This is a genomic window from Gymnodinialimonas ceratoperidinii, assembly GCF_019297855.1.
Taxonomy (GTDB): domain Bacteria; phylum Pseudomonadota; class Alphaproteobacteria; order Rhodobacterales; family Rhodobacteraceae; genus Gymnodinialimonas; species Gymnodinialimonas ceratoperidinii.
Window position 1 is genome coordinate 163,478 of record NZ_CP079194.1, and the last position, 23,544, is coordinate 187,021.

The 23,544-nt window shown below is 62.8% G+C and carries 18 protein-coding genes; 4 read left to right on the forward strand and 14 right to left on the reverse strand.

Going from position 1 to position 23,544, the window contains the following annotated elements:
• Positions 1-46: 46 nt before the first annotated feature.
• Positions 47-703 (reverse strand): ABC transporter ATP-binding protein, encoded by a 657-nt coding sequence (locus KYE46_RS00880; protein ID WP_219002787.1) that lies wholly within the window; start codon positions 701-703, stop codon positions 47-49.
• A 7-nt stretch (positions 704-710) separates the two neighbouring features.
• Complete coding sequence (locus KYE46_RS00885; RefSeq protein WP_247716880.1) at positions 711-1,910, reverse strand: KpsE/RkpR family capsule polysaccharide export protein; 1,200 nt, start codon at positions 1,908-1,910, stop codon at positions 711-713.
• A 99-nt stretch (positions 1,911-2,009) separates the two neighbouring features.
• On the opposite strand from KYE46_RS00885, the gene KYE46_RS00890 reads away from it, so the two are divergent.
• Positions 2,010-2,858, forward strand: a complete 849-nt coding sequence (locus KYE46_RS00890) for an ABC transporter permease (protein ID WP_219002790.1) — start codon at positions 2,010-2,012, stop codon at positions 2,856-2,858.
• 21 nt (positions 2,859-2,879) lie between these two features.
• Here the strand turns inward: KYE46_RS00890 and rlmH are convergent, their stop codons facing one another.
• Together rlmH and rsfS are read right to left on the reverse strand one after the other, a co-directional pair.
• Positions 2,880-3,347: a 23S rRNA (pseudouridine(1915)-N(3))-methyltransferase RlmH gene (gene rlmH, locus KYE46_RS00895; protein WP_219004965.1), complete on the reverse strand. Its 468-nt coding sequence runs from the start codon at positions 3,345-3,347 to the stop codon at positions 2,880-2,882.
• Positions 3,344-3,802: a ribosome silencing factor gene (gene rsfS, locus KYE46_RS00900; RefSeq protein ID WP_219002792.1), complete on the reverse strand. Its 459-nt coding sequence runs from the start codon at positions 3,800-3,802 to the stop codon at positions 3,344-3,346. The genes rlmH and rsfS overlap by 4 nt, the downstream gene beginning before the upstream one ends.
• A 318-nt stretch (positions 3,803-4,120) precedes the next feature.
• On the opposite strand from rsfS, the gene KYE46_RS00905 reads away from it, so the two are divergent.
• Positions 4,121-7,576, forward strand: coding sequence for a chromosome segregation SMC family protein (locus KYE46_RS00905; protein ID WP_219002795.1), 3,456 nt, complete (start codon positions 4,121-4,123; stop codon positions 7,574-7,576).
• 143 nt (positions 7,577-7,719) lie between these two features.
• Here KYE46_RS00905 and drt2 read toward each other — a convergent pair whose 3' ends face one another.
• The 8 genes from drt2 to KYE46_RS00945 all read right to left on the reverse strand — a co-directional run bounded on the left by drt2 (position 7,720) and on the right by KYE46_RS00945 (position 17,540).
• Positions 7,720-9,087, reverse strand: coding sequence for an antiviral reverse transcriptase Drt2 (drt2, locus tag KYE46_RS00910; protein WP_219002797.1), 1,368 nt, complete (start codon positions 9,085-9,087; stop codon positions 7,720-7,722).
• Between the two features lie 574 nt (positions 9,088-9,661).
• Positions 9,662-10,507, reverse strand: a complete 846-nt coding sequence (locus tag KYE46_RS00915) for a ParB/RepB/Spo0J family partition protein (RefSeq protein ID WP_219002799.1) — start codon at positions 10,505-10,507, stop codon at positions 9,662-9,664.
• Positions 10,508-10,594: 87 nt separating this feature from the next.
• Positions 10,595-11,767 (reverse strand): lytic murein transglycosylase, encoded by a 1,173-nt coding sequence (locus KYE46_RS00920; protein WP_219002801.1) that lies wholly within the window; start codon positions 11,765-11,767, stop codon positions 10,595-10,597.
• A gap of 391 nt (positions 11,768-12,158) precedes the next feature.
• Positions 12,159-13,124 (reverse strand): ABC transporter ATP-binding protein, encoded by a 966-nt coding sequence (locus KYE46_RS00925; protein WP_219002804.1) that lies wholly within the window; start codon positions 13,122-13,124, stop codon positions 12,159-12,161.
• A complete protein-coding gene (locus KYE46_RS00930) occupies positions 13,121-14,095 on the reverse strand; it encodes an ABC transporter ATP-binding protein (protein ID WP_219002806.1) in 975 nt (324 codons plus the stop codon). Before KYE46_RS00930 ends, KYE46_RS00925 begins: the two co-directional genes overlap by 4 nt.
• Positions 14,095-14,940, reverse strand: coding sequence for an ABC transporter permease (locus KYE46_RS00935; RefSeq protein ID WP_219002808.1), 846 nt, complete (start codon positions 14,938-14,940; stop codon positions 14,095-14,097). The genes KYE46_RS00930 and KYE46_RS00935 overlap by 1 nt, the downstream gene beginning before the upstream one ends.
• Positions 14,941-14,959: 19 nt before the next feature.
• The gene (gene nikB / locus KYE46_RS00940) at positions 14,960-15,895 is read right to left on the reverse strand and encodes a nickel ABC transporter permease (protein WP_219002810.1); all 936 of its coding nucleotides are present in this window, start codon (positions 15,893-15,895) and stop codon (positions 14,960-14,962) included.
• A gap of 58 nt (positions 15,896-15,953) precedes the next feature.
• On the reverse strand, positions 15,954-17,540 hold the full coding sequence (locus KYE46_RS00945) for an ABC transporter substrate-binding protein (protein ID WP_219002812.1): 1,587 nt from the start codon (positions 17,538-17,540) through the stop codon (positions 15,954-15,956).
• Positions 17,541-17,892: 352 nt separating this feature from the next.
• Here KYE46_RS00945 and KYE46_RS00950 point away from each other — a divergent pair, with 352 nt between their 5' ends.
• Positions 17,893-19,932, forward strand: coding sequence for a hydantoinase/oxoprolinase family protein (locus tag KYE46_RS00950; protein WP_219002813.1), 2,040 nt, complete (start codon positions 17,893-17,895; stop codon positions 19,930-19,932).
• A 28-nt stretch (positions 19,933-19,960) separates the two neighbouring features.
• Positions 19,961-21,628, forward strand: coding sequence for a hydantoinase B/oxoprolinase family protein (locus KYE46_RS00955; protein WP_247716987.1), 1,668 nt, complete (start codon positions 19,961-19,963; stop codon positions 21,626-21,628).
• 72 nt (positions 21,629-21,700) lie between these two features.
• Here KYE46_RS00955 and KYE46_RS00960 read toward each other — a convergent pair whose 3' ends face one another.
• Both KYE46_RS00960 and KYE46_RS00965 read right to left on the reverse strand, forming a co-directional pair.
• Positions 21,701-22,717, reverse strand: a complete 1,017-nt coding sequence (locus KYE46_RS00960) for a cation efflux transmembrane domain-containing protein (RefSeq protein WP_219002815.1) — start codon at positions 22,715-22,717, stop codon at positions 21,701-21,703.
• A complete protein-coding gene (locus tag KYE46_RS00965; protein WP_219002816.1) occupies positions 22,714-23,379 on the reverse strand; it encodes a substrate-binding periplasmic protein in 666 nt (221 codons plus the stop codon). Before KYE46_RS00965 ends, KYE46_RS00960 begins: the two co-directional genes overlap by 4 nt.
• Positions 23,380-23,544 lie beyond the last annotated feature (165 nt).

The window sequence follows — 23,544 nt, forward strand, 5'->3', positions numbered from 1 at the left end:
TAGAGAGACTTTTGAGGGGTTCGATTAAGGTTCAGTGTGGCCCAATTCAGGCGCTCATGCTTGCCTTGTGCAGGGCGATCGCCTCATCCAGATCATCGAAATAGCGCATTCGGCCCCGCTCCAGCACCAGCGCGGCATCGCAATACTCGCGCAGTTCACCGAGGTTGTGATTCACCATGATCGCGCCGGACCGCTCCATCCGGGCCGCGAACATAGCTTTCGACTTCTCGCGGAATCCCGCGTCACCGGCGGCGGTGACTTCATCGACGAGGTAGGTGTCAAACTCGATCCCCATCGACAGGCCAAAGGTCAGACGCGACCGCATGCCCGACGAATAGGTGCGCACCGGCATGTTGAAATGCGCCCCCAATTCCGCGAAGCCGCGCACGAAATCCGTTAGCTCTCGGGTGTCGACGCCGTAGACCCGCGCGATGAAGCGGGTGTTCTGCGCGCCGGTCAGCTCCGGGTGAAACGAGCCCGCAAAGCCCACCGGCCAGGAGATCGTGCCGTCCGACACCACCCGGCCGTGGTCAGGCTTCATGTTGCCGGCGATGATCTGCATCAGCGTCGACTTCCCGGCGCCATTGCGGCCGAGCAGCGCGAGGGACCGACCCGTCGGGAGCGTCAGGTTCAAATTGTCGATCACGACACGCCTTTGACCCGCGACGCGAAAGCTCTTTGTCAGGTTCTCGAACCGTATCATGGGCCGCCTACTGCCGGTCGCGGATCGAATAATAGATCAGCGCGAGGATCGCCCATCCGAGCAGGAGGAACAGCGTCGCGAGGCTCAGGATGACCTCTCGCCTCGGAAACTCCGCCATTTCCGGGTAGGTCGGTTGTATGAAAACCGCCAGGTATCGGCTCTGGCGGGTGGCGTTGACGCGGGCCAGATCAAGTGCGGTGAGCGCCGCGCGATAGCTTTCTTCCGCGAATTCCCGGTCGACGACGAGCCCCTCGTATTCCGCGATCAGGGTTGGATAATCCTCTCCCCCCACCTGCGCGTCCGCCTCGGTGAAATTCTGCCGCTCCGTCGCGATGCGCGCGCGGATCACGTCGATGCGCTGCGTGGATTGGCGCAGGCGCGGATCGTTCGGGTTGCCGGTATTCTCGGACAGAAGGTCATTCTCGACCAAGGCTTCCGCAAGTTGCTGTTGCAGGGTGTTGAGCACCCCCATCCGGCCTTGCAGGTCGCTTTCGGGGTCGACGATCTGGGTGCGGGTTCGAAAACGCGTCAGGGCCTCCCGCGCCGTCCGCAGCCGTGTCAGGGCGTCCTGCAGATCCTGCTCGGCGAACCGCATGGCATCCTCTCGCGCGGTGCTGTTGAGCGCGTTCACAAGGTTCTGGCTTTCCTCGATGATCGCCCGCCCGATGGCTTGGGACATCTCCGGATCAAATGCCAGAACGCGCAGTTCCAGCAGGCCCGAAGATTGGCTGTAACTGATCCGCACGACCTGCTGCCAATAGTCGAGCAACCCCTCGATCGTGGCCCTCGGGTCGAGCGAAAAGACCGGGTCGTCGCGGTAGCGCGCCCCATAATGCCTCACGAGATCGAGCCTCTCGTCGAGCCGCTGCACCAGCTCCTGGCTGACGATATATTCATACAGGATGTCTGCATCCGCCTGCCCGCCGCCGCCGGTGGTGAAAGCCGCGAGCCCGCCGAGCATGTCCGTCGCGGCACCGGATTCGTTCTGCCGAACCGTGAATCCGGTGGTGGAGGCGTATTGATCCACCGCCACCCTGTAGAGGTAGAACCCCACCGCCCCCAGTGGCGCGAGCACCAGCAGGGCGAAGGAGAGCACAAGCCCCCAGTGACGCCGCCGCATCCGCGCGCGACCGGCCGGCACCGTGTTGACCCGCAGCCGCCGCTCGGCGCGTCTTGGGGGATCGAGGGTGATGGCCGCCTGTATCAATGGTTTGGAAACCTCGCTGTGATCTAACTCGGCAGGACCCCTGCCGAGGCGCCTGCCGGACGTGGCAAACCCGGTATACGCAGCAAGTTTTAAGAAAGAATGAGTAGCCTCGTGGTTTCCGACACGCTCTCGCCACCCAATACGCACACCCCATCAGCCGTGGGCCGCGCACGATCGCGCGCCACCAGCCTCGCGTCGCTCCGCGCCATCGTGGCGCTCATGCTGCGTGAGATGTCGACGCGCTATGGCCGGTCTCCCGGGGGCTATGTCTGGGCGTTCGTCGAACCGGTCGGCGCGCTGCTGGTCATGTCCTTCGTGTTCTCGCTGCTGATCCGCAGCCCCTCCTTGGGCAATTCATTCCTGCTGTTCTACACCACCGGCTACCTGCCGTTCCTGCTCTACAGCCTGACCCTGACCTCGGTGATGCATGCGCTGAATTTCTCGCGGCCGCTGCTGCTGTACCCGGCCGTCAACTGGATCGACGCGATCCTCGCGCGGTTCATCCTCAACACGCTGACCAGCGTGGCGATCACCAGCATCGTGCTTGTCGGCATTCTGGAGTTCACGGACACGACCGCCGTTCTGGCGGTGGGGCACATGGTGTCCTCCCTCGCGCTGGCCGCCCTGCTCGGGCTCGGGCACGGCACGCTCAACTGCGCACTCTGCGGCCTGTTTCCCGTCTATGTGCAATTCTGGAGCATCGCGTCACGACCGCTCCTGATCGCGGCAGGCGTCTTCTTTCTTTACGAGGATTTGCCGGCGAACCTGCAGAATGTGCTGGACTGGACCCCGTGGATCCACGTCACCGCGATGTTCCGGCAAGGGGTCTATCCCACCTACGCGCCGGATTTCATCTCACTGCCACTCCTGATGGCATGGGCGCTCGTGCCGCTGATGTTCGGGCTGCTGCTACTCCGCCGCCACCGCCAACGGATCCTGATGCAGTAGAACAGGCCGCGAGCCTCGGCTTCAAACGCGGTGATACGGGCTTCCGGCAAGGATGGAAGCCGCGCGGTACAATTGCTCGCACAGCATCACCCGCGCCAGCATATGCGGCCAGACCATCTTGCCAAAGGATATGGCCAACCCGGCCTCCGCCCGCAACAATGGGTCGATCCCATCCGCGCCGCCGATCACCAGTGCCAGATCGCCGATCCCGCGGTCGCGCTGCGCGCCCAACCGATCGGCAAAGGCCGGAGAGGTCATGACCTCTCCCCTCTCATCCATCACCCAGAAGGCCGCGCCGGGCAGCCGCGCGCGGATCAACTCCGCCTCCGCCGCCATGCCGCCGCCCTTCCGATCCTCGACCTCAACCACCTGCCCGAGCGAAAGCCCGAGGCCCCGGCCCGTCTTGTCGAATCTTCGCAGGTAATCGTCGATCAGAGTCTTCTCGGGCCCGCCCTTGAGGCGGCCCACGACGCACAGATGGACCTTCAGCCTTCCGACCCTGACGAAGCCGCAGCTTCGGGCGCATCGGGCTGCCACATCTTCTCGAGTTGGTAGAACTCGCGCACTTCCGGGCGGAAGATGTGCACGACGACGTCGGCCGTGTCGATCAAGACCCAGTCGCCGGTGTCCTTGCCTTCGATCTTCGCATACAGGCCAAAGTCCTGCTTCAGCTTGTCGACCAACTTTTCCGCCATGGCCGAGACCTGACGGGTCGAGCGGCCAGAAGCCACGACCATGTAATCGCCAATCGAAGATTTTCCGCGCAGATCGATCTGCACGACATCTTCGGCTTTGTCGTCATCAAGGGATTTCAAAATGCGCTCCAACAGCTCTTCGCTGCTGTAAGCGGTTTTTTTCCGCGCGCCAGTGGTGCTGGTCTGCGCTGTGGCGGCAGAGGTCTGGGCCCCTGCTTGGTGAAGTCCGGTCAGGACTCTATCCTCCATTGCAATGCGCCTGATGAACCCCGACGCCGGGCATACTCTATAATAACATCGCGCAACCGCGTTCTCAACCACGGCTTACGTAGCGTCGCCTTGGCTGTTGCATTCTGTTCGAGGCGCGGTGCCTTTGACGGCATCGGACGGGCGGGAACCCGTCCAGTATCCCGGCGCAAAACCCATCATAGATTTGGGGTAAAATCACATATCTTGGGGATAACCCGCCCATACCCACGATATGCGGCCCCTCCACGTTGACTCGCCCCGCGCCCCTTCGCGTAGACTGGGGGGAAGCAGAATCGCCATCGGAAAGAGGCAGTACAGGTGCGTTTCACGAAGCTCAGACTCAATGGATTCAAGTCTTTCGTCGATCCCACGGATCTCGTGATCGCCGATGGCCTTACGGGCGTGGTCGGGCCGAACGGCTGCGGAAAATCCAATCTTCTCGAAGCCTTACGGTGGGTGATGGGTGAAAACCGCCCCACCGCGATGCGCGGCTCGGGGATGGAGGATGTGATCTTCGGCGGTGCCGCCACACGCAACGCGCGAAACTTCGCCGAGGTCTCGCTCCAGATCGACAATACCGACCGCCTCGCGCCCGCCGGCTTCAACGATGAAGACCAGATCGACATCATCCGCCGCATCACGCGTGACGCCGGAAGTGCCTATAAACTCAACGGAAAAGACGTCCGCGCCCGCGACGTCTCGATGCTGTTCGCCGATGCCTCCACCGGCGCGCACAGCCCCGCATTGGTGCGTCAGGGCCAGATTTCCGAGCTGATCAACGCGCGGCCCAAGGCCCGCCGCCGGGTATTGGAAGAGGCCGCCGGCATCTCCGGCCTCTACCAGCGGCGCCACGAGGCAGAGCTGAAACTGAAGGGCGCCGAGGCCAATCTGGCCCGCACCGATGACGTTCTCGAGCAGTTGAGCGGCCAGATCACCACCTTGGCGCGACAGGCAAAACAGGCTTCGCGCTACCGCGAGATCGGATCGGAACTGCGTCTGGCCGAGGGGATGTTGCTCTTCGTCCGCTGGCGCGATGCCGACGCCGCCCGGTTGCGCGCGGAAGAGGCGTTGCGCGCGGGTCTCGCCTCGGCAGCCCAGGCCGAAGCCGCCGCGATGGAGGCCGTGCGCGCCCGTGAAGCCGCGGAAGAAGCGCTGCCGCCCCTGCGCGAGGAAGACACCGTCGCGGCCGCAATCCTGCAGCGGTTGATGGTCGAACGAGACAGCCTGCAAGCCGAGGCCGACCGCGCCGCCGCGGCGGTCGAGACCCTGAGCAACCGCATCACTCAGATCGACAAGGACCGGGAGCGTGAAGAGGCCCTGAACGCCGACGCGGGCGAAACCGTTGCCCGGCTGCAAGACGAGCGCGCCGATTTGCAGCGCACCCAGAAGAGTCAGGACGCGCGCCTGAACGACGCCCGCGATGCGGTGACGGATGCCCGCAGTGTTCTCGCCGGTCAGGAGGCGGAGCTCTCTGACCTGACGGAACAATCCGCCGCGCTCGCGGCCCGGTATCAGGCGATCGAGCGGCGGATGGGAGAGGCCGAAAAGGCCGTCACCCGCAACACCGCCGACGCGCAGGCCGCTGAAAAGGCGGCCCGTGATGCGGCGGACCGGTTGCAGACCCTCAAGCGCGAAGCCGAGGATGCCGAGGCCGCCCTTGCGCGCGCCACGGACCTCGCCGCCCGCGCTGAAGAGACGCTGCTTGAGACTGAAGCGGCGCGCGCCGAGGTCCAGGTCAAAGAAACCGAAGCGCGCTCCGCCCGCTCGGAAGCCGAGGGCCGCGCCGGCACCTTGGAAGCCGAAGTCACTGCGCTCGCCCGCGTGTTGGAACGCGACAGGGGCGACGGCGATCAGGTGCTGGACGAGATCAAGGTCGCGCCCGGTTTCGAAGCCGCCATCGGCGCCGCTCTCTCCGACGATCTGAAGGCCGCCCGCGCGCCCGAGGCCGGCGCCACCGGCTGGACGGACCTGCCGGGCTACGACACCAGCGCCGCCCTCCCCGAGGGCGCGCAGCCTGCCGCCGAGGTCGCGCAGGCCCCGGCCGTTCTGGGGCGTCGCCTGTCGCAAGTCGGCATCATCGACGCCGCCGATGGCGCGCGTCTGCAACCCGAACTTCAGCCCGGCCAACGTCTTGTCAGCCGCGAGGGCGACCTCTGGCGGTGGGACGGTTTCGCCGTGGCCGCCGCCGACGCCGTCTCTACCGCCGCGCGGCGGCTGGAGCAGGCAAACCGGTTGTCTGAGCTGGAAGACGAGCGCCTGCGGGCCCGCGAAAAAGCCGACGCGGCGAAGGCTGCCCATGACACCTTGGCGCAACGGCTCGCGCAACTGACAGAGGCCGACAAGGCTGCCCGCGCCGCGCGCCGGGATGCGGAGACGCAGCTGAGCCAAGCCAGTCGCGCCGCCGCCCGCGCCGAGGCGGATCAGAGCGTGCTCGACGGCAAGCTGGAGACCCTGCGCCTCACTGCGTCGCGTCACGCGGAAGAGGCCGACACCGCCCGTGCCGAGCTGACGCGGGCGCAGGATGCCCGCGCCGAACTCGACGATCTCGACGCCGTGCGCGGTCGCCTGGCCGATGTGAAGACGACCGTGGAGGCCGCGCGGATGACGATGCTGGCCAAACGCGCCGCCTTCGACGAGGTGAAGCGCGACGGCGAAGATCGCGTGTCACGCATCGCCAAGATCGGCACTGAGATCACCAACTGGCAGAACCGCCTGACCAATGCCGCCTCGCGTCTGGCAGAGCTCGAGAAACGCCGGGGTGAGGCCGAGACGGCCCTGATCGACGCGCGCCAGAAGCCCGGCGAGATCGCCATGCGGCGCGAGCAACTGGTGATCCAGATCGATGAGGCCGAGAGCCGCAAGGCCGCCTCCGCGCAAGCGCTTTCTGAAGGAGAGACCAATCTGCGGGCGGCCAGCGGTTCCGAGCGCGATACCGAGCGCGCCGCGTCCGAGGCCCGCGAGGCCCGCGCCGCTGCCGAAGCGCGCCGTGACGCCGCGATGGAAGCTGTGCAGGCCGCCGCGGACCGGATCTCGGAAGAGCAGGAACTGACGCCGGAAGCGCTGCGGGAAAGCCTCGGCGACCTGCCGGACCCGATGCCTTCGGCCGACCGGATCGAGCAGGACGTGATGCGCCTGCGCCGTCAGCGAGACGCGCTTGGGGCGGTGAACCTGCGCGCCGAGGAGGACGCCCGCGAGGTGCGGGAGGAGCATGAAACGCTGGCGTCGGAAAAGGTCGATCTGGAGGAGGCGATCGCCAAGCTTCGGACCGGCATCAACTCTCTCAACAAGGAGGGGCGCGAGCGGCTTCTGAAGGCCTTCGACGAGGTGAACGCCAACTTCTCGCGGCTCTTCACGCACCTTTTCGGGGGCGGTGAGGCGCGGCTGGTGCTGGTGGAATCAGACGATCCGCTGGAGGCTGGCCTGGAGATCCTCTGCCAGCCGCCGGGCAAGAAACTCTCGACTCTCTCGCTGCTTTCGGGGGGCGAGCAGACCCTCACGGCGCTGGCGCTGATCTTCGGGGTCTTCCTCGCCAACCCGGCGCCGATCTGCGTGCTGGACGAGGTCGACGCGCCGCTGGACGACGCCAACGTGACCCGCTTCTGTGACATGCTGGACGAGATGACCCGGATGACCGACACGCGGTTCCTGACGATCACCCACCACGCGGTCACGATGGCCCGGATGGACCGGCTCTTCGGGGTCACGATGGGGGAGCAGGGGGTGTCTCAGCTGGTCTCGGTGGACCTGAAGGCGGCGGAGACTCTGGTGGCTTGATCCTGGGTGCTCAAGCTTGAGCAGGGGAGTAAGTGGTTGTTTTTGTTGTTTTTTTTGGCTTATTAAGGTTTGAGCGGGTGAATTTGCGGCGGGTTACTGGGGTTTGAGGGTTTGAAGTAGCGGCAGCCACATAGGCTGTGCGACTATTGCGTTACCATTCCCCCGTATACTTTCGACACTTCGCTTTCCCATGCGCGGTCAAACCAAGTTGCATTCTTCTTGACCTGCTGTTTGATCTCTGGGCTTTCCATAATGTCAGCAGCCTTGTGCGCGTACCTGATAAAGTTGCGCCTTTTACCCGCGTGGGTATACCGACTGCGCAGTTCGCGCTGGTAGACCTCAAACGATGGGACGTCCTTAGCTTTAGCGGCCACAAGCTTCGCGTGGATACCTCGCCGCATCTTGCCTAGGTACGCGGCCAGCGAAGAGGGGCGTATCAAAGTGTTCGTGCCATCGAATGTGAAGCCAAGGTATTGAATGGGCTTGCTGGATGTAAGTACGCCAGCTTTGAATACAGCCGTCTCTGTCTTTTTCACCGATACTTTCAGTTTGAATTCTGCGAGCATAGCTTCCACTGATGCAACGACGTCAGTTGCTCTGCTGCCTAACGGAAGAACAACCGCTATGTCGTCTGAGTAACGACGATATGATCCGCCTCGCTCTTTGCACCAAGCGACCATCATCTTATCGAAGGTGCGAAGGTAAATGTTCGCATACAGGCCGGACACGGGTGTCCCTTGCGGAATGCCAAACCGCTGATCGTGCGTTCTGATCAATCCATTCTTTCGTCCTTGAACGTGGGTAACGTAATCGCGCGGTGTGCAAACTCGACCATTACCTTTTCGATTTCGTCCAAGTCGTGCATCAAGGTCGACTGTCTCAACCCAAGAATAGCGAGTAACGTTTTTCCAAACTGTACCGTGATGCCCTTCTAGTCTGGTTGCTCCAATTAACCCCGCGACTTCATCACGGAGAAGCAGGTGATCTAGGTTGTCGAAGAAGCCTGAAATGTCCATGGCAACAACAATGCAATTACCATGGTCAACGATTTCGTCGAATAACGACTTCGCGTGATGAATATTCGTGCCACCACCTTTGCGGTACGCGAGGACATTGCCTGCCGTGCCGTCCTCAGCGAGTGCACGCTCATAGAAGTCATTTAGGTGGGTTGCATAGGCTTGGAGGTAAGCTGCGTCCTCATGTCCAGCAAACCGGATGGGACGTGGTTTTTGCACGGCCGTGCGCTCAAAGTCGCCGGTCACGTCTCGCTTCCAGTTGCCATCATCATCTTTGACGCGCACGTACCGTCGCGCGAGATCAGTGTAGCCAAGCAAAGGCCAAAATCGGTGCACATCCTTCTCCTGCGAGAAGTCGAACTCCCGCTCAACATCGCTATCACGCAACGGCAGGTCGAAGTGCTTGTAGCGCCGCTCTTTAGAAACGGATCGCAGTACAAAGTCGTCGGTTGAAGGATCAAACTCGTTTTCAGATGGTAGGTAAAACCCGGGCATAAATGAATTCCGTTCTTCAAATGCCCGGGCTATTTGACCTAGCTCCCATCAACAAATGCAAATGCATTCTCCGGTACGAGTTTACCTAGCGTGGTATAGTATAACCACATTGTGCATGGAAGGATGCGACATGAATTGGATCACGCCGACCCGCCTGCCGCGCGCGCAGAAGATAGCGCTTGCGGTCCTTAACACTGGTCATCCGGGCCCATGGTATCCCGGGGCAAGTTGTAGGTGGGGGCTGCAATGAATAGCTTCAAGTCTGGAATTGAAATAAATTCGTCTGCACTGCTGTTTCTCAATTCCTCGTCTATTTGGCGGCGCGAAAACAGCCCATCGACGGGCCGCGGTGCGGCGAGCCAACGGTTGTTTCAAGGCGCTTTATAGTAGCCAAGCACATTCCACAGAACGAATGACGCACCAAGACTAACCAAATCGCCGTGCCGGGGGGCGGCCCGGCGATGGGCAGCGCGCTGGCGCGCTTGATTCTGCCCGGGTGTGTTGATTGCGGCGTTTCGTGTCTGGGCCGAGGCCCGGTTTACGGGTGGAGGGTTTCTCGCATCCTACGGGGCGATTAGCGCTGCCTGCTGCCGAACTGATCCTCCACCGCGTCCATAATATCCTCCATCAACGGCCCCGTCGCCTCTGGCCCGGTGAACCGGAGCGACCAGCCGTCGGGCGTCCTCTCTCGTCTTATGTGCAGTTTCGACCGCACCTGCGCCATGCGGCGGGGGCGGCCTTCGCGGTAGAGGGACTTGCGTGGGGTGCGGGCTGTCTCTTCGGCCTCCAACAGGATCGGCAGGATCGTCTTCCATTGGGCGTCGGGGGATTTCTGTTTGGAGGTGCGAAGGGCTGTCGTGATCAACGGGCCGAGGTCGGCGCGCAGGGCGAAGGCGATGCGGGTGATCTGGTTCTGGCTGAGGGTCTCGGGCGCGGTCAGCAGGTGGTCGCCGATCTCGGACACGACCTCGGCCATGGCGCGGATGCGGGCGCGGCGGTGGCGGTCCAGCGTGCGGTAGAGGCTGTCGGTGGCGGCATCGAGCGTGGGGAAGAGGCCCTCGGCCACGGACTCGGTGACAAGGCGGCCCTTCTCCCACGGGGAAATGGCGGCGCGGATCTCATTCTCGGACACCATGCGGGTCATGGCCTCGGCGATGTCGGAGGGGTCACGGATGAAGGCGGGAATGGTGGTGTGGCCGAGCGCCCGGGTGGCGGTGAGGCGGCGCAGGCCGGAGATCAGGCCATAGGGCGCGTCAGAGGCGGTGCGCTTGCGCCAGACCTCGATCGGGTGGGTGAGGCCGAGGGACGCGATGGAGGCTTGCAGCTCGGCCAGGGCAGAGGGCGCGAGGGAGATGCGGTCCCGGGGGAGGGCATCGGCGTCGATATCGGAGAGGGGGAGGGTATGGATGGTGGGGGTCATGGGCGTATCCTGCCGGTTGAAAGAGGGCAGGATACGCCGGGGTGTGGGGGTGTTGCGCGCGGGGGCCGTGGTGCGCGCGGTGGTCCTTTACAAAGCGTTAAGAAGCGCGGTGGTCGGCCAGGCGTCGGCGGGCATGCCGAGGCGGCGTTGCTCCTCTCGGACGGCGGCGCGGGTGCCGGAGCCGAGGATGCCGTCGATCTCGCCCACGTCATGGCCACGGGCGGCGAGGGCCTGCTGCAAGCGCCGCATCTGGTCGCCGTTCAGGCCGGGCTCGGGGTTGCCGGCGTCAAAGACGGGCGCGCCCTCGAGGCGGGTGGCGAAATAGGCGGCGGTGAGCACGTAGGTGAAGCTCTGGTTCCACTCGAACAGGACGCTGAAGTTCGGGTAGGCGAGGAAGGCGGGCCCGTTGCGGCCCTGGGGCAGGACGACGGAGGTCTGGGCGTTGCGCATCGGCAGCGCGCCGGAGCGGCCGGCGACGCCGTCGGCCTCCCACTCTGCGACGGTGCGGGTGGTGTGGATGCCGGTCTGATACCAGTCGAGGTCCTGGGGCACGGTGATCTCGACCAGCCAGGGCTCGTTCGGGCGCCAGCCAAGGGACGAGAGGATATTGGCGCCGGACATCAGCGCATCGGGGGCGGAGGTTTGCAGCGAGACGCGGCCGTCGCCGTCGCCGTCGATGCCGTGGGCGACGATATCCTCGGGGAGCATCTGGACCATGCCGATCTCTCCGGCCCAGGCGCCCTGAGTGTTGACCGGGTCGAAGTTGCCCTGCTCGTAGAGTTCCAGCGCGCCGAAGACCTCGGGGCGGAACAGCTCGGGGCGACGGCAGTCGTGGGCCAGCGTCACGATGCTGTCGAGGGTGTTGTAGTCGCCTTGAAAGGCGCCGTAGTCGGTCTCGAACGCCCAGAAGGCCAGCAGGATCCCGCGCGAGACGCCGAAGCGCTGCTCGATAGCGTTGAAGGTGGCGGCCTGACGTTCGGCGTTGCGGCGGCCGGCGTCCATGCGGTTCTGGCTGATCAGGCGGCGGGCGAAATCGGTGAAGGGCACGGTGAAGATGCCTTGGCGGCGGTCGGCATCCAGCGCGCGCTGGTAGTAGCTGGCGTGGCGGAAGAAGCCGTCGATCGCCTCCTGGCTGTGACCGCGCTCGGCCGCTTCGGCGCGCAGACCCTGCACGAACTGGCCGAAATCACCGCCACATTGCTGCGCTTGAGCGGCGGTGCCGAGGGTCAGGGACAAGAAGAGAGGAGCAAGGATGCGCATGGGAAATGGCCTGTTGGTTATGGAGTTACGAAGAAGATACATCGCCCGCGATGCGCGGCAAGGGGTGTTGGGGAAAAGGGTGCGCAGTATTCGCTGACGCCCTTCCCGGCGAAGATCTTCGCGCGGATCTTGGCGATGCGGTTGTGACGGGTCTCGGGCTTCTTGGCGCTGGAGAAGGTGATCACGTAGCTACTTTACCGCACTGGGGTCAGGGCGTGGAATGCTTCGGCCAGCGGCGGGTCATGATCCAGCGTGGCGAGGAGTTCTTCCGATAGGTCGGGGGCGGCGGTGTTCTTCTGAGAACTTTGCCCGCATCTGCGTGTGTTCGGTCCGGACTTCTCCAGCACGCTGTCCGGGTCCTTCAAAGGCGCGGGGTCGAAGCAGCAGTGTCTTACATCAAATCTGACAATTCCGACGCTCGCCAGCACGCGGACTCGTGATTTCGCGCGATTTTGGTCCAAGCAGGATCCTCGGACCGGCATCGATCAATGGCCACAGGACAGCGTGTATGGAAACGGCACCCTGACGGCGGATTGGCGGGACTGGGAATGTCGCCTTTCAACAGAATGCGCTGTCGCTGCTTTTCCACCGCCGGGTCAGGCACCGGAATGGCGCTGAGCAGGGCACGGGAATAGGCGTGACGCGGATTGGTGAATATGTCTTTCTTCGCTGCAATCTCAACGACCCGCCCGAGGTACATGACTGCAACCTGGTGCGAGATGTGTTTCAGTGCGCCCAGATCGTGCGCGATGAACAGGTAAGTCAGCCCGAGACGCGCTTGCAGATCCTCCAACAGCGCAACGATCTGCGCTTGAATTGACACATCGAGCGCCGAGACCGCCTCGTCGCAGACGATGATTTCAGGCTCGCAAGCCAAGGCACGGGCAATTCCGACACGCTGCCTTTGACCACCGGAAAACTCGTGCGGGAACCGATGTGCTGCCGATCGCGGCAAGCCGACAAGGTCAAGAAGTTCATATTTACGCGCTTCGATCGCGGCACGGCCACGGCGCAGCTTGTTGAGACGAACAGGCTCCGCGATGCTCGCCCCGATCGTCATGCGCGGGTTCAGGCTAGCCGAGGGATCCTGAAAGATCATTTGCACGCGGCGATCACGCACCAATGGCTCGCCATCGATCAAAATTTCACCTCCCGTCGGGCGCGTCAGGCCCACGACCGCGCGCCCAAGCGTGGACTTGCCGCAGCCGCTTTCCCCCACCAACCCGAGAGTTTGGCCTTTGGGAATGTCCAATGAGACGCCGTCCACGGCCCTGATGGCGCCCTTGGAACCCGAGAAGAGACCGGTTGATATCGGGAAATGAACCTTGAGGTCGCGGATTTGGATCAAAGCGGTCATGTAGAACTCCCCGCGAAGATGCAGGCTGCGCGGTGATTGGCCCCGCAATTGATCAAGGGGGGCTCCTCAACACGGCATTGAGCAACGGCCAGATCGCACCGGGGCGCAAAACTGCATCCTTGAGGCAAGCGCATCACGTCCGGCGGGCTACCCTGGATCGGGCGCAAGGGCCCTTCATCGCTCACGTCCACCCGTGGAACTGACCGAAGGAGTGCGCGGGTGTAGGGCATACTGGTCTCCGCGAAGACACCATCAGCCGGCCCAGTTTCGACAACACGGCCGGCGTACATGACCTGCACCCGGTCCGCGATCCGCGCCACCACGCCGAGGTCATGGGTCACGAGCATGATCGCCATCCCCATCTCGGCCTGAATCTCCGCCAGCAATTCGAGGATCTGCGCTTGCACCGTAACGTCCAGCGCAGTGGTCGGCTCGTCCGCGATCAACAACCTTGGTTTGCATGCGATTGCCATTGCGATCCCGACGCGCTGGCGCATGCCGCCGGAGAATTGATGCGGATAATCGCGGAGCCGTGCCTTGGCTTGCGGGATCCCGACCTGATCCAGCATTTGCGCGGCCAGTTTCTCGGCCTCGGTGCGGCTCATGCCCAAATGCACCTCGCCCAACTCAGACAGTTGTCGTCCGACGGTCAGCACCGGGTTGAGCGACGTCATCGGGTCTTGAAAGACCATCCCGATATCATTGCCCCGCATTTCGCGAAGCTGGTCTTCTGAAAGCGCCGACAGGTCGCGGCCGTCGAAACGCAAGGCGTCCGCGCTGACCTTGGCCGTTCGCTTTGGAAGCAGCCCGAGGATCGCCAGCGCCGTCACGGATTTACCCGACCCGCTTTCACCGACCACGGCCAATGTCTCGCCCGCAGAGATCGTCAGATCGATCCCGTTGAGGGCCTTCGCTTCACCACGGTCGGTCGCGAAGGTGACCGCGAGGTTTTTCACATCCAACAGTGCCATCAACCCATCCGCATCTTTGGATCAAGCGCCGTGCGAAGCCCGTCGCCAACGAGGTTACAGGCGATGACAACGCTTAGGATCGCGATGCCGGGGAACGTGCTGATCCACCATGCACGTTGCAGCATCTGGCGCCCTTCCGCAGACATTAGCCCCCATTCAGGCGTCGGAGGTTGAGCACCAAGACCAAGGAATGAAAGCCCCGCCCCGATCAGAATCGCGGAGCCGATCTGCAAGGTTGCCAGAACCACGATCGGCGCATTGGCGTTGATCAGGATGTGGCGTGCCATGATCCTGAAGTGGCTGTTGCCGACCAATCGGGCCGCCTCCACGTAGGGTTGCGATTTGATCGAAAGCACCGTGCCGCGCACCAGGCGCGCATAATCCGGCAAGGTCGCGATCCCGACTGCGATCATCATGTTCTGGATCGACGCGCCCAGGGCCGCGATGACCACCAATGCCAGCAGGATCGAAGGGAACGCCAGCAAGGCATCGACGAAGCGGGAAATCACCGTATCCACCCAACCGCCGAAGTAACCCGCAAGCAGGCCGAGGATGACACCGGGGATGCCTCCGAGAAGGACCGCGATCAATCCGATCGAGATCGAGATCCTTGAGCCATATATAACCCGGCTCAGCACATCTCGCCCCAGCATATCCGTGCCCAACCAATGCTCTGCCGACGGGGCCTGACGCGCCCGCCCCACCAGATCCGCTGGGTCGTAGGGGGCAAGGACTGGTGCCAAGATCGTCACCAAGATCCAGCCGACCAGAATGAACAAGCCAATCACGGCGCCGGGATGGCTCAGGTATCGCGCGACAGGCAACCGCCACGACCGCTCGGACATCTCCATTTGATCTAAGGCCTCAGCTTCCATATCTGATCCTCGGGTCCAGCCAAGCGTAGGCGATATCGACGGCAAGGTTCACCAGCAGATAAACAACTGCCAGAAACAGGATTGCGCCCTGCACGAGCGGATAGTCTTTCGACAAGATCGCATCGACAATCAGGCGCCCCAAACCGGGCCGGCTAAAAACGGTTTCCGTAACGACGGTTCCAGCCAACAACGCGCCGAACTGAAGGCCCATCATGGTCAGCACTGGGATCATCGCGTTCTTGAGCCCGTGACGAATGATGACCATCCGAGGGTACAGGCCCTTTGCGCGCGCGGTGCGCATGTAATCTTCCGTTCCGACTTCCAGCATGGACGACCGGATGAGGCGGGCCAAAACCCCGGCGGACAGAAGTCCCAGCGTGAATGCCGGAAGGATCAACGCCTCGAGTGATCCGCCCCCGGCAGAGGGCAACCACCGCAGGGTGAAAGAGAAGAGCAGGACCAGTAGCAAGCCCAGCCAATAGACCGGCATCGACGACCCGACATAGGACAGCGTCATGCATAATGTGTCGACCCAACCGCCTTGCCGTGCGGCCGCGAGCATGCCCAGTGGCATTCCGATGGCGATGGCGACAAGCAACCCCGCGACCGCCAGTTCCAGCGTGCTGCCAAAGCGGCCGAGGATAAGCTCCACCACCGGGACCTGAAAGCGGATGGAGCTTCCAAGATCACCCTGAACCGCCCCCCAGATGAAGTTGAAGTACTGAGTGAGAACCGGCTCATTCATTCCCATCTGCTCCCGTAACTCGTTGAGGCGCTCAGGTGTGATGGCACCTCCCTCGGCGCCGGAAAGCATCAAAAGCGCCGGATCGCCCGGGAGCAATCGCATCACCGCGAAGACGATGAGTGAAACGAGTATCAACACGGGGACGAGCTGCAGCAGGCGGCTTAGCAAGTATCGGCCCATCAGCTATCCTTCTGAAACGGAAAAAGAATGGCCGCCCGAATGACGGGCGGCCTCTGCATCACTCGCTGATCGATGTGTTGTGCAGGAAGAACCAGTTGCCTTCCGCGCCCATCGTGAAGCCTTCGACCGAGGCATCCAGACCGACGATGATCGGCTGGCTGAGTGTGGGCAGCATCAGCGCATTTTCCATGATGATCTGCTGCGCCTCCACGGCCAGATCACAGCGCTCAGCGTCATCGAAGACGCCGCGAAGCTGGTTCAGGATCTCGTCGAGTTCCGGATCCGCGTAACCGGTCCAGGCCCAACCGCCCGGCTCGTCATAGGCCGAGTTCCAGACCTGATCGAGGATAAGGGGGCTCGGCGACCGCTGGCGTTCATACATCAGTTCGAAATCGCGACGTTGAACCATGTCGAGTTGTACGGGTCCGGGTACCACCTCGATTTGCAGGTCAATGCCAACTGATCGCATCTGCGCCTGAAACACCTCGCCGATTTCCTGATGGTGAAGGGTAGAGTAGCGGACGGTCAAAGGCGTGCCGTCCTCCACTCCGGCGACCCCTTGGGCGACACGCATGCCGTCGTCACCCAGAATCCAACCCGCGTCATCCAGCAAGGCCGCTGCGCGATCGGGATCGTAAGGGTACATCTCGGCGGCCCCATCCCAATAGCAGGGGTGGATGTTGTTCAGTGGGCCGTCAGATGCCTGATAGAGCCCGTCGTAAAGGATGTCATTTGCCGCGGCGGAATCCTTTGCCAGAAGCAATGCCTGCCGGACGCGAATGTCATCCAGCGGAGGGCTGCTGACATTCATCACCATTTGAAGGCCGGTTCCCGCCTGCCCACGGCTCATCAACGTGTAGTCGGGGTTGTCGACGTATTGATCCGAGAACAGCGGCGGCAGCGTGTAGACCATGTTCGCCTCGCCCGTCGCGAGAACTTGGCCAAGCACAGCGCTTTCACCGACGAAACGAATGGTGACCGAATCCAGCCCGACCGGGCCGGGCTCTTCGGAAATCGCAGTCGCGCCCGCATAATCATCCCAACGCTCCAGGGTGATGTTGTCGTTCTGGGTCCAATCCACAAATTGGAAGGGTCCTGTACCAACCAGAATTGCCGCCATATCGCCGGGCGCCGCGGCTTCCAACGCCGCGGGAGACCACATCGGAGCGCGCCGCAGGGCATCCAAAAGCGTGACCCATGGGGAGTCGTAGGTAATAGTCAGCCCCGTTTCGCCGTCGGTTTCGATCGAGGCAATCTGGCCGATGTCACTCGCCAGCTGTGCCGAGGCGGTCTCCGGCGCCAGCACGCGTTCCAGATTGGCGCGGACCGCTTCTGCGTTGAACGGCTCTCCATCATGGAAGGTGATGCCCTCACGCAGGGTGAACGACCATGTCATTCCGTCTTCACTCACAGACCATTCTGTCGCGAGACCGGGGATATAGGTTCCGTCGGGGGCGAGGATCACCAGCGGATCAGTGATCAACGAGTTAATAAGCCAAGTGGACTGATACGGATCGATATGCCCGTCCAAGGATGCGGGCTCGTTGTTCGCAGGCATCGCGATAATCAGATCACCTGCCGCCATCGCGCTTCCCACCGACGCCATCAACGCGACAGACGCCACGCCAGCCTTCAGGGCCGCCAAGCTTAATTTAGTCATCAGAAATCCCCTCTTAATGGCCGCGCTTTGAATTCGGCGCCCGGCAAAGCCGTAAAAATACGTTACGTTACTTCACAATCGAGTGTAGGCATGCTCATTGTCGACCGTCAACTTTCTTACGAGATCGACTGAAAATGGACCTTCAAGACGCGTGTTTGCTTAATTTCCGAACAGAAAAAGCCGCGCGGCGTCTTCGGCGGGGCGATTCGTTAACCTCGGGGTTGGCGCGCGTCCCGATGTGGGCCTTCTGTCGAGGGGATCAGGGCTGCGAACCGGTGGCCCCACATACACAACGCCGGACCATGCGGCTCAAGAGAACGACGAGAGGACACCTGGAATGAGATTGCGGCTGGGCCTCGACGTAGGCGGCACATTTACCGATATCGTGGCGACTGATCTGGACACCGGCACCGCTTGGGCGCGGAAAATTGCCTCGACGCCCGATGACCCTTCGCGCGCTATTCTCGACGGCGCGGCAGAGCTGTTGGTCGAGGCCGGTGCCACAGGATCAGACGTCGTATTCTTTGGTCATGGCACGACAGTCGTGACCAATATGATCGTGGAGCGCAAAGGCGACCGGCTCGCTCTGGTCACAACGAAAGGGTTTCGGGACGTTCTGGAACTCGGACGCCAATCCCGGCCCCATGTTTATGATTACCGCATTACCCGCCCTGCCCCATTGGCGTTGCGTCGTGACCGGTTTGAAGTGAGCGAACGGATAAGCGCGGCCAGCGAAGTCCTGACGCCCCTCGACACGAAAGAGTTGGAGGAAATAGCCGCAACCATCCGGTCCCGAAACATTGAAGCAGTCGCGATCTGCTTCCTGCACGCCTATGCCGATCCCCGGCACGAGAAGGCAGCGCTTGAGCATCTGCAGGACCTGCTTCCCGATGTGTTTCTGACCACGTCCCACGCGGTCGCGCCCGAGTATCGCGAGTTTGAACGTGCCTCGACCACCGCGATGAATGGCTACGTCGGGCCACGGGCAAAACGCTACTTCGGGCGCCTGGCGGACGGCTTGGTTGCCATGGGCCTCGACAGCCCGCTCTACACAGTCACTTCTAACGCTGGCCTGATTGATCTGCCCGCAGTTCAGGCGCTGCCCGTCCGCACTGCACTTTCCGGACCGGCGGCCGGTGTTGCAGGCATTGGACGGATGCTCTCCGGCTTGGACCTGGGCGATTTGGTCACGTTCGATGTGGGCGGCACCAGTACGGATGTGGCTGTCATTTCAGGTGACAAGCCACGTCTTGCCCGGGTCCGAAGCGTGGCGGGCCATCCCGTGCTGGCACCCATGGTGGATATCGAGGTTATCGGCGCCGGGGGTGGCAGTCTTGCACGACTGGATGATGCTGGTGCCTTGGTCGTTGGACCTGAAAGCGCCGGCGCTGATCCTGGACCTGTCGCCTATCAGCGCGGCGGCACCTGCCCCACAGTAACCGACGCGGCCCTTTCCATGGGGTGGCTGGACCCGGACGTCAGGCTGGGCGGAAAACTGGCCGTCGACACGGCAGCCGCCACAGCCGCCATCAATGAACAAATCGCCAAACCGCTGGCGCTCAGCACAGGCGAAGCGGCTGAAGGCGTTGTTGCGATCGCCACTGCGAACATGGCGCGCGTCATCCGTTCCGTGGCCCTGGCGCGCGGCTTTGAACCCAGCGACATGACCCTTGTGGCCTTCGGAGGCGCAGGCCCGTTGATGGGCGCGCGCGTGGCCGAGGGGCTCGGCATGTCGCGCGTGGTTGTCCCCCTGCAACCCGGAACGCTTTGTGCGCGCGGACTTCTGGTTAGCGATGTGGCCCGAGACTTCTCGCTTACGCGGATCATGCCACTTTCAGCAGATACCGCGCCCGAGATCGAAAGCGCGTTCGTCAGCATGGAGAGTGAGGGCGCGCAATGGCTCAACAGTCTTGGTACCTCCCCTCAAGATCACCGTTTTGAGCGGCAGATTGAAGTGCGCTACCGTGGCCAAAGTTTCGAGATCACAGTTCCCGCAGATGCCACGGATACCCCTGAGACGCTGCGCGACCGCTTCGAGACCGCACACCGTTTGGAACAGGGGTATGATCTGCCAGACCGCGACGTTGATGTTGTCACCCTGCGCCTGAAGGCCAGCACGACACCGGCCCGGGAACATAAGGTTGCGCAGAACGCCTCGAGCACAGCCGCCAAGGCGAGAAGCCGTCTCATCCATATCGACGGCACACTTCAGACCGCCGCGATCTCGCAACGCGATGCGCTCGTGCCCGGCTCTCGGATCGAAGGCCCCGCGATCCTTGAGGAAATGACCGCGACAACGCTGATACCGCCCGGCTGGACCGCAGAGGTCATGCCGGACGGGACCCTTATCATGACATGGAGGCCCAAGAATGACTGAGAGACCAGACGGGCGCCGCTTGATCGCGATGTCAATCATTCATGAGCGCCTGAAAGCCGTCGCTGAAGATATCGGGCACCTGTTGGTGCGCGGCGCGTTTTCGTCCAACATCAAGGAACGGCGCGACTGTTCGACGGCAATCTTCGACGCCACCGGCCGGTTGGTCGCTCAGGCCGACCACATGCCGATTCATATCGGATCGCTTCTGTGGGGCGTGCGGGCTCTGCTGGATCGTTACACTCTCGATGACATGAGCGAGGGGGACGCGTTTGTCATGAACGATCCGTATCTGGCAGGCGGGACGCACCTGCCGGATATTTCGGTAATCACCCCGGTTTTCGTGGATGGCGCACTGTCCTACTTCGTCGGCAACATCGCGCATCATGCCGATGTTGGCGGGCCGGAACCCGGATCTGTCTCTGGCGCGTCGCCCAATATCTTCTGGGAGGGTATCCGCATCCCCCCGATCCGGATCGCGCGCGCTGGCGTGCCGGATGAGGACGTGATCGGCATGATTGGTCACAACACACGCGAACCGATGGAGCGGATCCTGGATTTGCGAAACCAGATCGGCGCGAACCAACGCGGTGTGGCGCTGTTGCAGGCACTGATCGCGGATCATGGTGCCTCGGACGTTCAAGACGCCGTCGAACGGATTATCGCCCATGCAGGCGCCTTGGTCCGTGCTGCCGTGGCAGCCCTGCCCGACGGCGAATGGCACGCGACGCGCTATCTTGATGACGATGGCGCCGGCTCCGACCCGGTGCCGCTTGCCTGTTGCGTCCGGATTGCGGGCTCCCAATTGACCTTGGATTTCGCCGGTTCAGGCCCCACTGCGAAAGGGGCAATCAACCTGTCTCCATCCTCGCTGGAGGCAACCGTGGGCTACGCTGTTAAAGCGCTTTTGGGTCCGACAATCCCGTCAAACAGCGGCTTGATCGACGCCGTCCGGATCAACGTCCCCGCCGAGAGCGTGGTCAACGCAAGCCCGCCTGCCGCCGTTGCGGCCCGGGCGGTGACAAGCAATCGACTTGCAGGAGCGATTTTCGATGCCTTGGGTCAAGCGTTGCCGGAGGCCGACCGCATGTCTGCCAGCAACGATTCCACTTCATTGATCGTACTGGCAGGTCACGACCCTGCGCGTGGGACAAGTTATGTCTATCCTGAATCCACAGGCGGAGGCGCTGGCGCTTTCGCGGAAATGGACGGTGCCGATGCTGTTCACGTCCACACCGTGAATTCGGCCAACCTGCCGGTCGAAGTATTGGAGACCGAGTATCCAATCCTGTGCACCGAATACGCCTTGGTGCCCGATTCCGGTGGCGCCGGGAGACGGCGCGGTGGCTTGGGAATCGCCCGAGAACTTCAAGCGCTGGTGGATGGTACGGCGTTAACAGTGCGCTCTGACGGCCACCTCTTTGGCGCACCGGGCGTATTGGGTGGCCTTGTAGGCAGCACGACGCGCATTACGCATACGACGGCAACCGATACCATGGAGTTACCCTCAAAATGCAGCCGCACTTTGGCCGCAGGTGAACGCTTGCGGATCGAAACCTTGGGCGGCGGCGGCTTTGGGCCCGTGTCAGAGCGCGAGGCCTCCGAAATTGCGGCTGATATAATCGACGGGAAGGTATCGCGCGCAGCGGCAGAAAGGGACTACGGGGCCGAGCGTGTCGCGGCCTGCCTCTCCTCCTAGCGGCGGTAAGGCTCTGGCTAGTTCGAGCCGACCAAGCCAGGCCCAAACGCACCCCCCTCACCCCCTCACGCATCAACCCGTTCCACGGCGCATTGCGCCGCTGCGTAGGGGCATGGGACCGCTGTCATCTTCATTGATGGCATATGTGTCGTCGATTTGGACCCGCGGCATGATGGAGATGTCGTGGATGCGCCAGTGAAGATCGAGGAGCTGTGCTTCGGCCTCTTCCAGCTTCTCGGGTAGATCGGCGGTCTCGTTTAGCTCGGCGTAGATGGTGCCGGTCAGGAAACGCCCCTCTTCGCGCAGGCGCAGGCGGCTGTCGCGGACCCAAGGGAAGGCATCGAACGTCTCCTGCACCTCGTCGATCAGGGGGTCGAAGTCCTTGTCGTCGATCGTGCGGGGCATCTCGTCGCTCAGGTCGCGGATTGCGGCGCCGGTGTGCTTGTAGCCGTCGTGGAGCACATCGAGCGCGATGATGATCGCAGCGGTCGCGTCGGCCCACCACCATCCCATGCCGATGCCGAGTATCCCGACGATGCCGGCGACGCCTGTCATCCAGTCGGCCTTGTTCATCAAGGCATCCGCGTAGAGGGTCTTGTCGTGCAGCGTCTTGGCGGGCTTCATTTTCAGGCGGCCGAATATCACCGGCAGCACGACGCTGTAGGCAAGCGCGGCGATCATCACCCAACCGAACCAGAAGGTGACCCCGAACATCTCGACACTGCCGATCGTCGGGTGCTCCTGCTTGAACAGGGCAATGGACGAGTCGACGATGAGGAAGAGGCCGACGCCCGCGAGGGACACGGCGCTGATCAGGTAGGCGATCGACGTGACGCGGATGTAGCCGAGGGGGAACCGCTGGTTCGGTTTCCACCCTTCGATCCACGATCCGATCAGAAAGGCGAGCGGCGGCACGAAGCTTAGCAGGTCTTCGATCCACGCGGTCTTCATCGCCTGGCTGCTGCCGACCGCGAAATAGATCGCCGTCACGATGGACGCGAGCGCGATGATCCACAGGACTTCCAGCCAGCGGGCGCGGTGCAGGGCGTCCTTCTGCTCTTCGGGCATGGTTTGGATGGACTGGCTCATGACAGCGCCTCACGCAGTTGCGCTCCGATGCTGTCGGCCTCGCGCCGGAGGAACCGCTCAAGCCGCATGAGCCAAGCGTTCTCGCCCTGCCTCACGGCCATGACATGGGCCGCGCGGCGAAGCTCTGTCTCGGTCGGGCGGAGGCCGTTGGCGAGGAGCAACCAATGGGGCGCGACGGCGAAATCCACATCGTCGGTCCATTGGGTCACCGGGTTGGCGCCTTCGCGTCGGACGGCCTCGGTCATCGGCAGATCGCGCGGGACGAAAACCGTCTGGTTCTCGAGATCGTAGGGTCCGTCGATGTTCAGCCGCGCCCCGATGACGATGGCTTCTTCGAAATAGGCATAGCTGGGCGCGGCCCCCACGATTGGCGTGACGGTGCTGCGGTCGAAGCCGCCGATGGCGAGGTTGATGTCTCCTTCCTCCAGCCCCCTGAGCGCTGACGCCGCATCGAGGTGCACCCACTCGATGCTCACGCCCAATTCCTCGGCGAAAGCGCGCACGAGGTCGGCCTCCACGCCTGCGGGTTCCTCTTCGCTTTCTACCGCGACCCAAGGGGGGTTTTCCGAGACGGCGACGGTCATCTCGCCTTCCGACAGAACGGTATCGAGCGTGTTCTCCGCATCGCGCGGGAACTGGAAGCCGTTGCAGGCCGCCAACATGCTGCACAATCCGATCAGAGCCAGAAGCCGCGCGAAAACCGAGCCTTGCGTAGCCCTGCCATAGCGAGGACCGGACGAGCGGGATCGGTTGAAATTCACATTCCGGAGCAGGGTGAGTGAGATCCGGGGAGACTTGGCACCCGGGCGTATGCAAGAGGTCGTCAT

Coding starts and splice junctions, on each gene's coding strand:
- KYE46_RS00880 (WP_219002787.1), bottom strand. CDS start 703: ATGATACGGTTCGAGAACCTGACAAAGAGCTTTCGCGTCGCGGGTCAA.
- KYE46_RS00890 (WP_219002790.1), top strand. CDS start 2,010: ATGAGTAGCCTCGTGGTTTCCGACACGCTCTCGCCACCCAATACGCAC.
- rsfS (WP_219002792.1), bottom strand. CDS start 3,802: ATGGAGGATAGAGTCCTGACCGGACTTCACCAAGCAGGGGCCCAGACC.
- drt2 (WP_219002797.1), bottom strand. CDS start 9,087: ATGCCCGGGTTTTACCTACCATCTGAAAACGAGTTTGATCCTTCAACC.
- KYE46_RS00915 (WP_219002799.1), bottom strand. CDS start 10,507: ATGACCCCCACCATCCATACCCTCCCCCTCTCCGATATCGACGCCGAT.
- KYE46_RS00920 (WP_219002801.1), bottom strand. CDS start 11,767: ATGCGCATCCTTGCTCCTCTCTTCTTGTCCCTGACCCTCGGCACCGCC.
- KYE46_RS00925 (WP_219002804.1), bottom strand. CDS start 13,124: ATGACCGCTTTGATCCAAATCCGCGACCTCAAGGTTCATTTCCCGATA.
- KYE46_RS00930 (WP_219002806.1), bottom strand. CDS start 14,095: ATGGCACTGTTGGATGTGAAAAACCTCGCGGTCACCTTCGCGACCGAC.
- KYE46_RS00935 (WP_219002808.1), bottom strand. CDS start 14,940: ATGTCCGAGCGGTCGTGGCGGTTGCCTGTCGCGCGATACCTGAGCCAT.
- nikB (WP_219002810.1), bottom strand. CDS start 15,895: ATGGGCCGATACTTGCTAAGCCGCCTGCTGCAGCTCGTCCCCGTGTTG.
- KYE46_RS00950 (WP_219002813.1), top strand. CDS start 17,893: ATGAGATTGCGGCTGGGCCTCGACGTAGGCGGCACATTTACCGATATC.
- KYE46_RS00955 (WP_247716987.1), top strand. CDS start 19,961: ATGTCAATCATTCATGAGCGCCTGAAAGCCGTCGCTGAAGATATCGGG.
- KYE46_RS00960 (WP_219002815.1), bottom strand. CDS start 22,717: ATGAGCCAGTCCATCCAAACCATGCCCGAAGAGCAGAAGGACGCCCTG.
- KYE46_RS00965 (WP_219002816.1), bottom strand. CDS start 23,379: ATGTTGGCGGCCTGCAACGGCTTCCAGTTCCCGCGCGATGCGGAGAAC.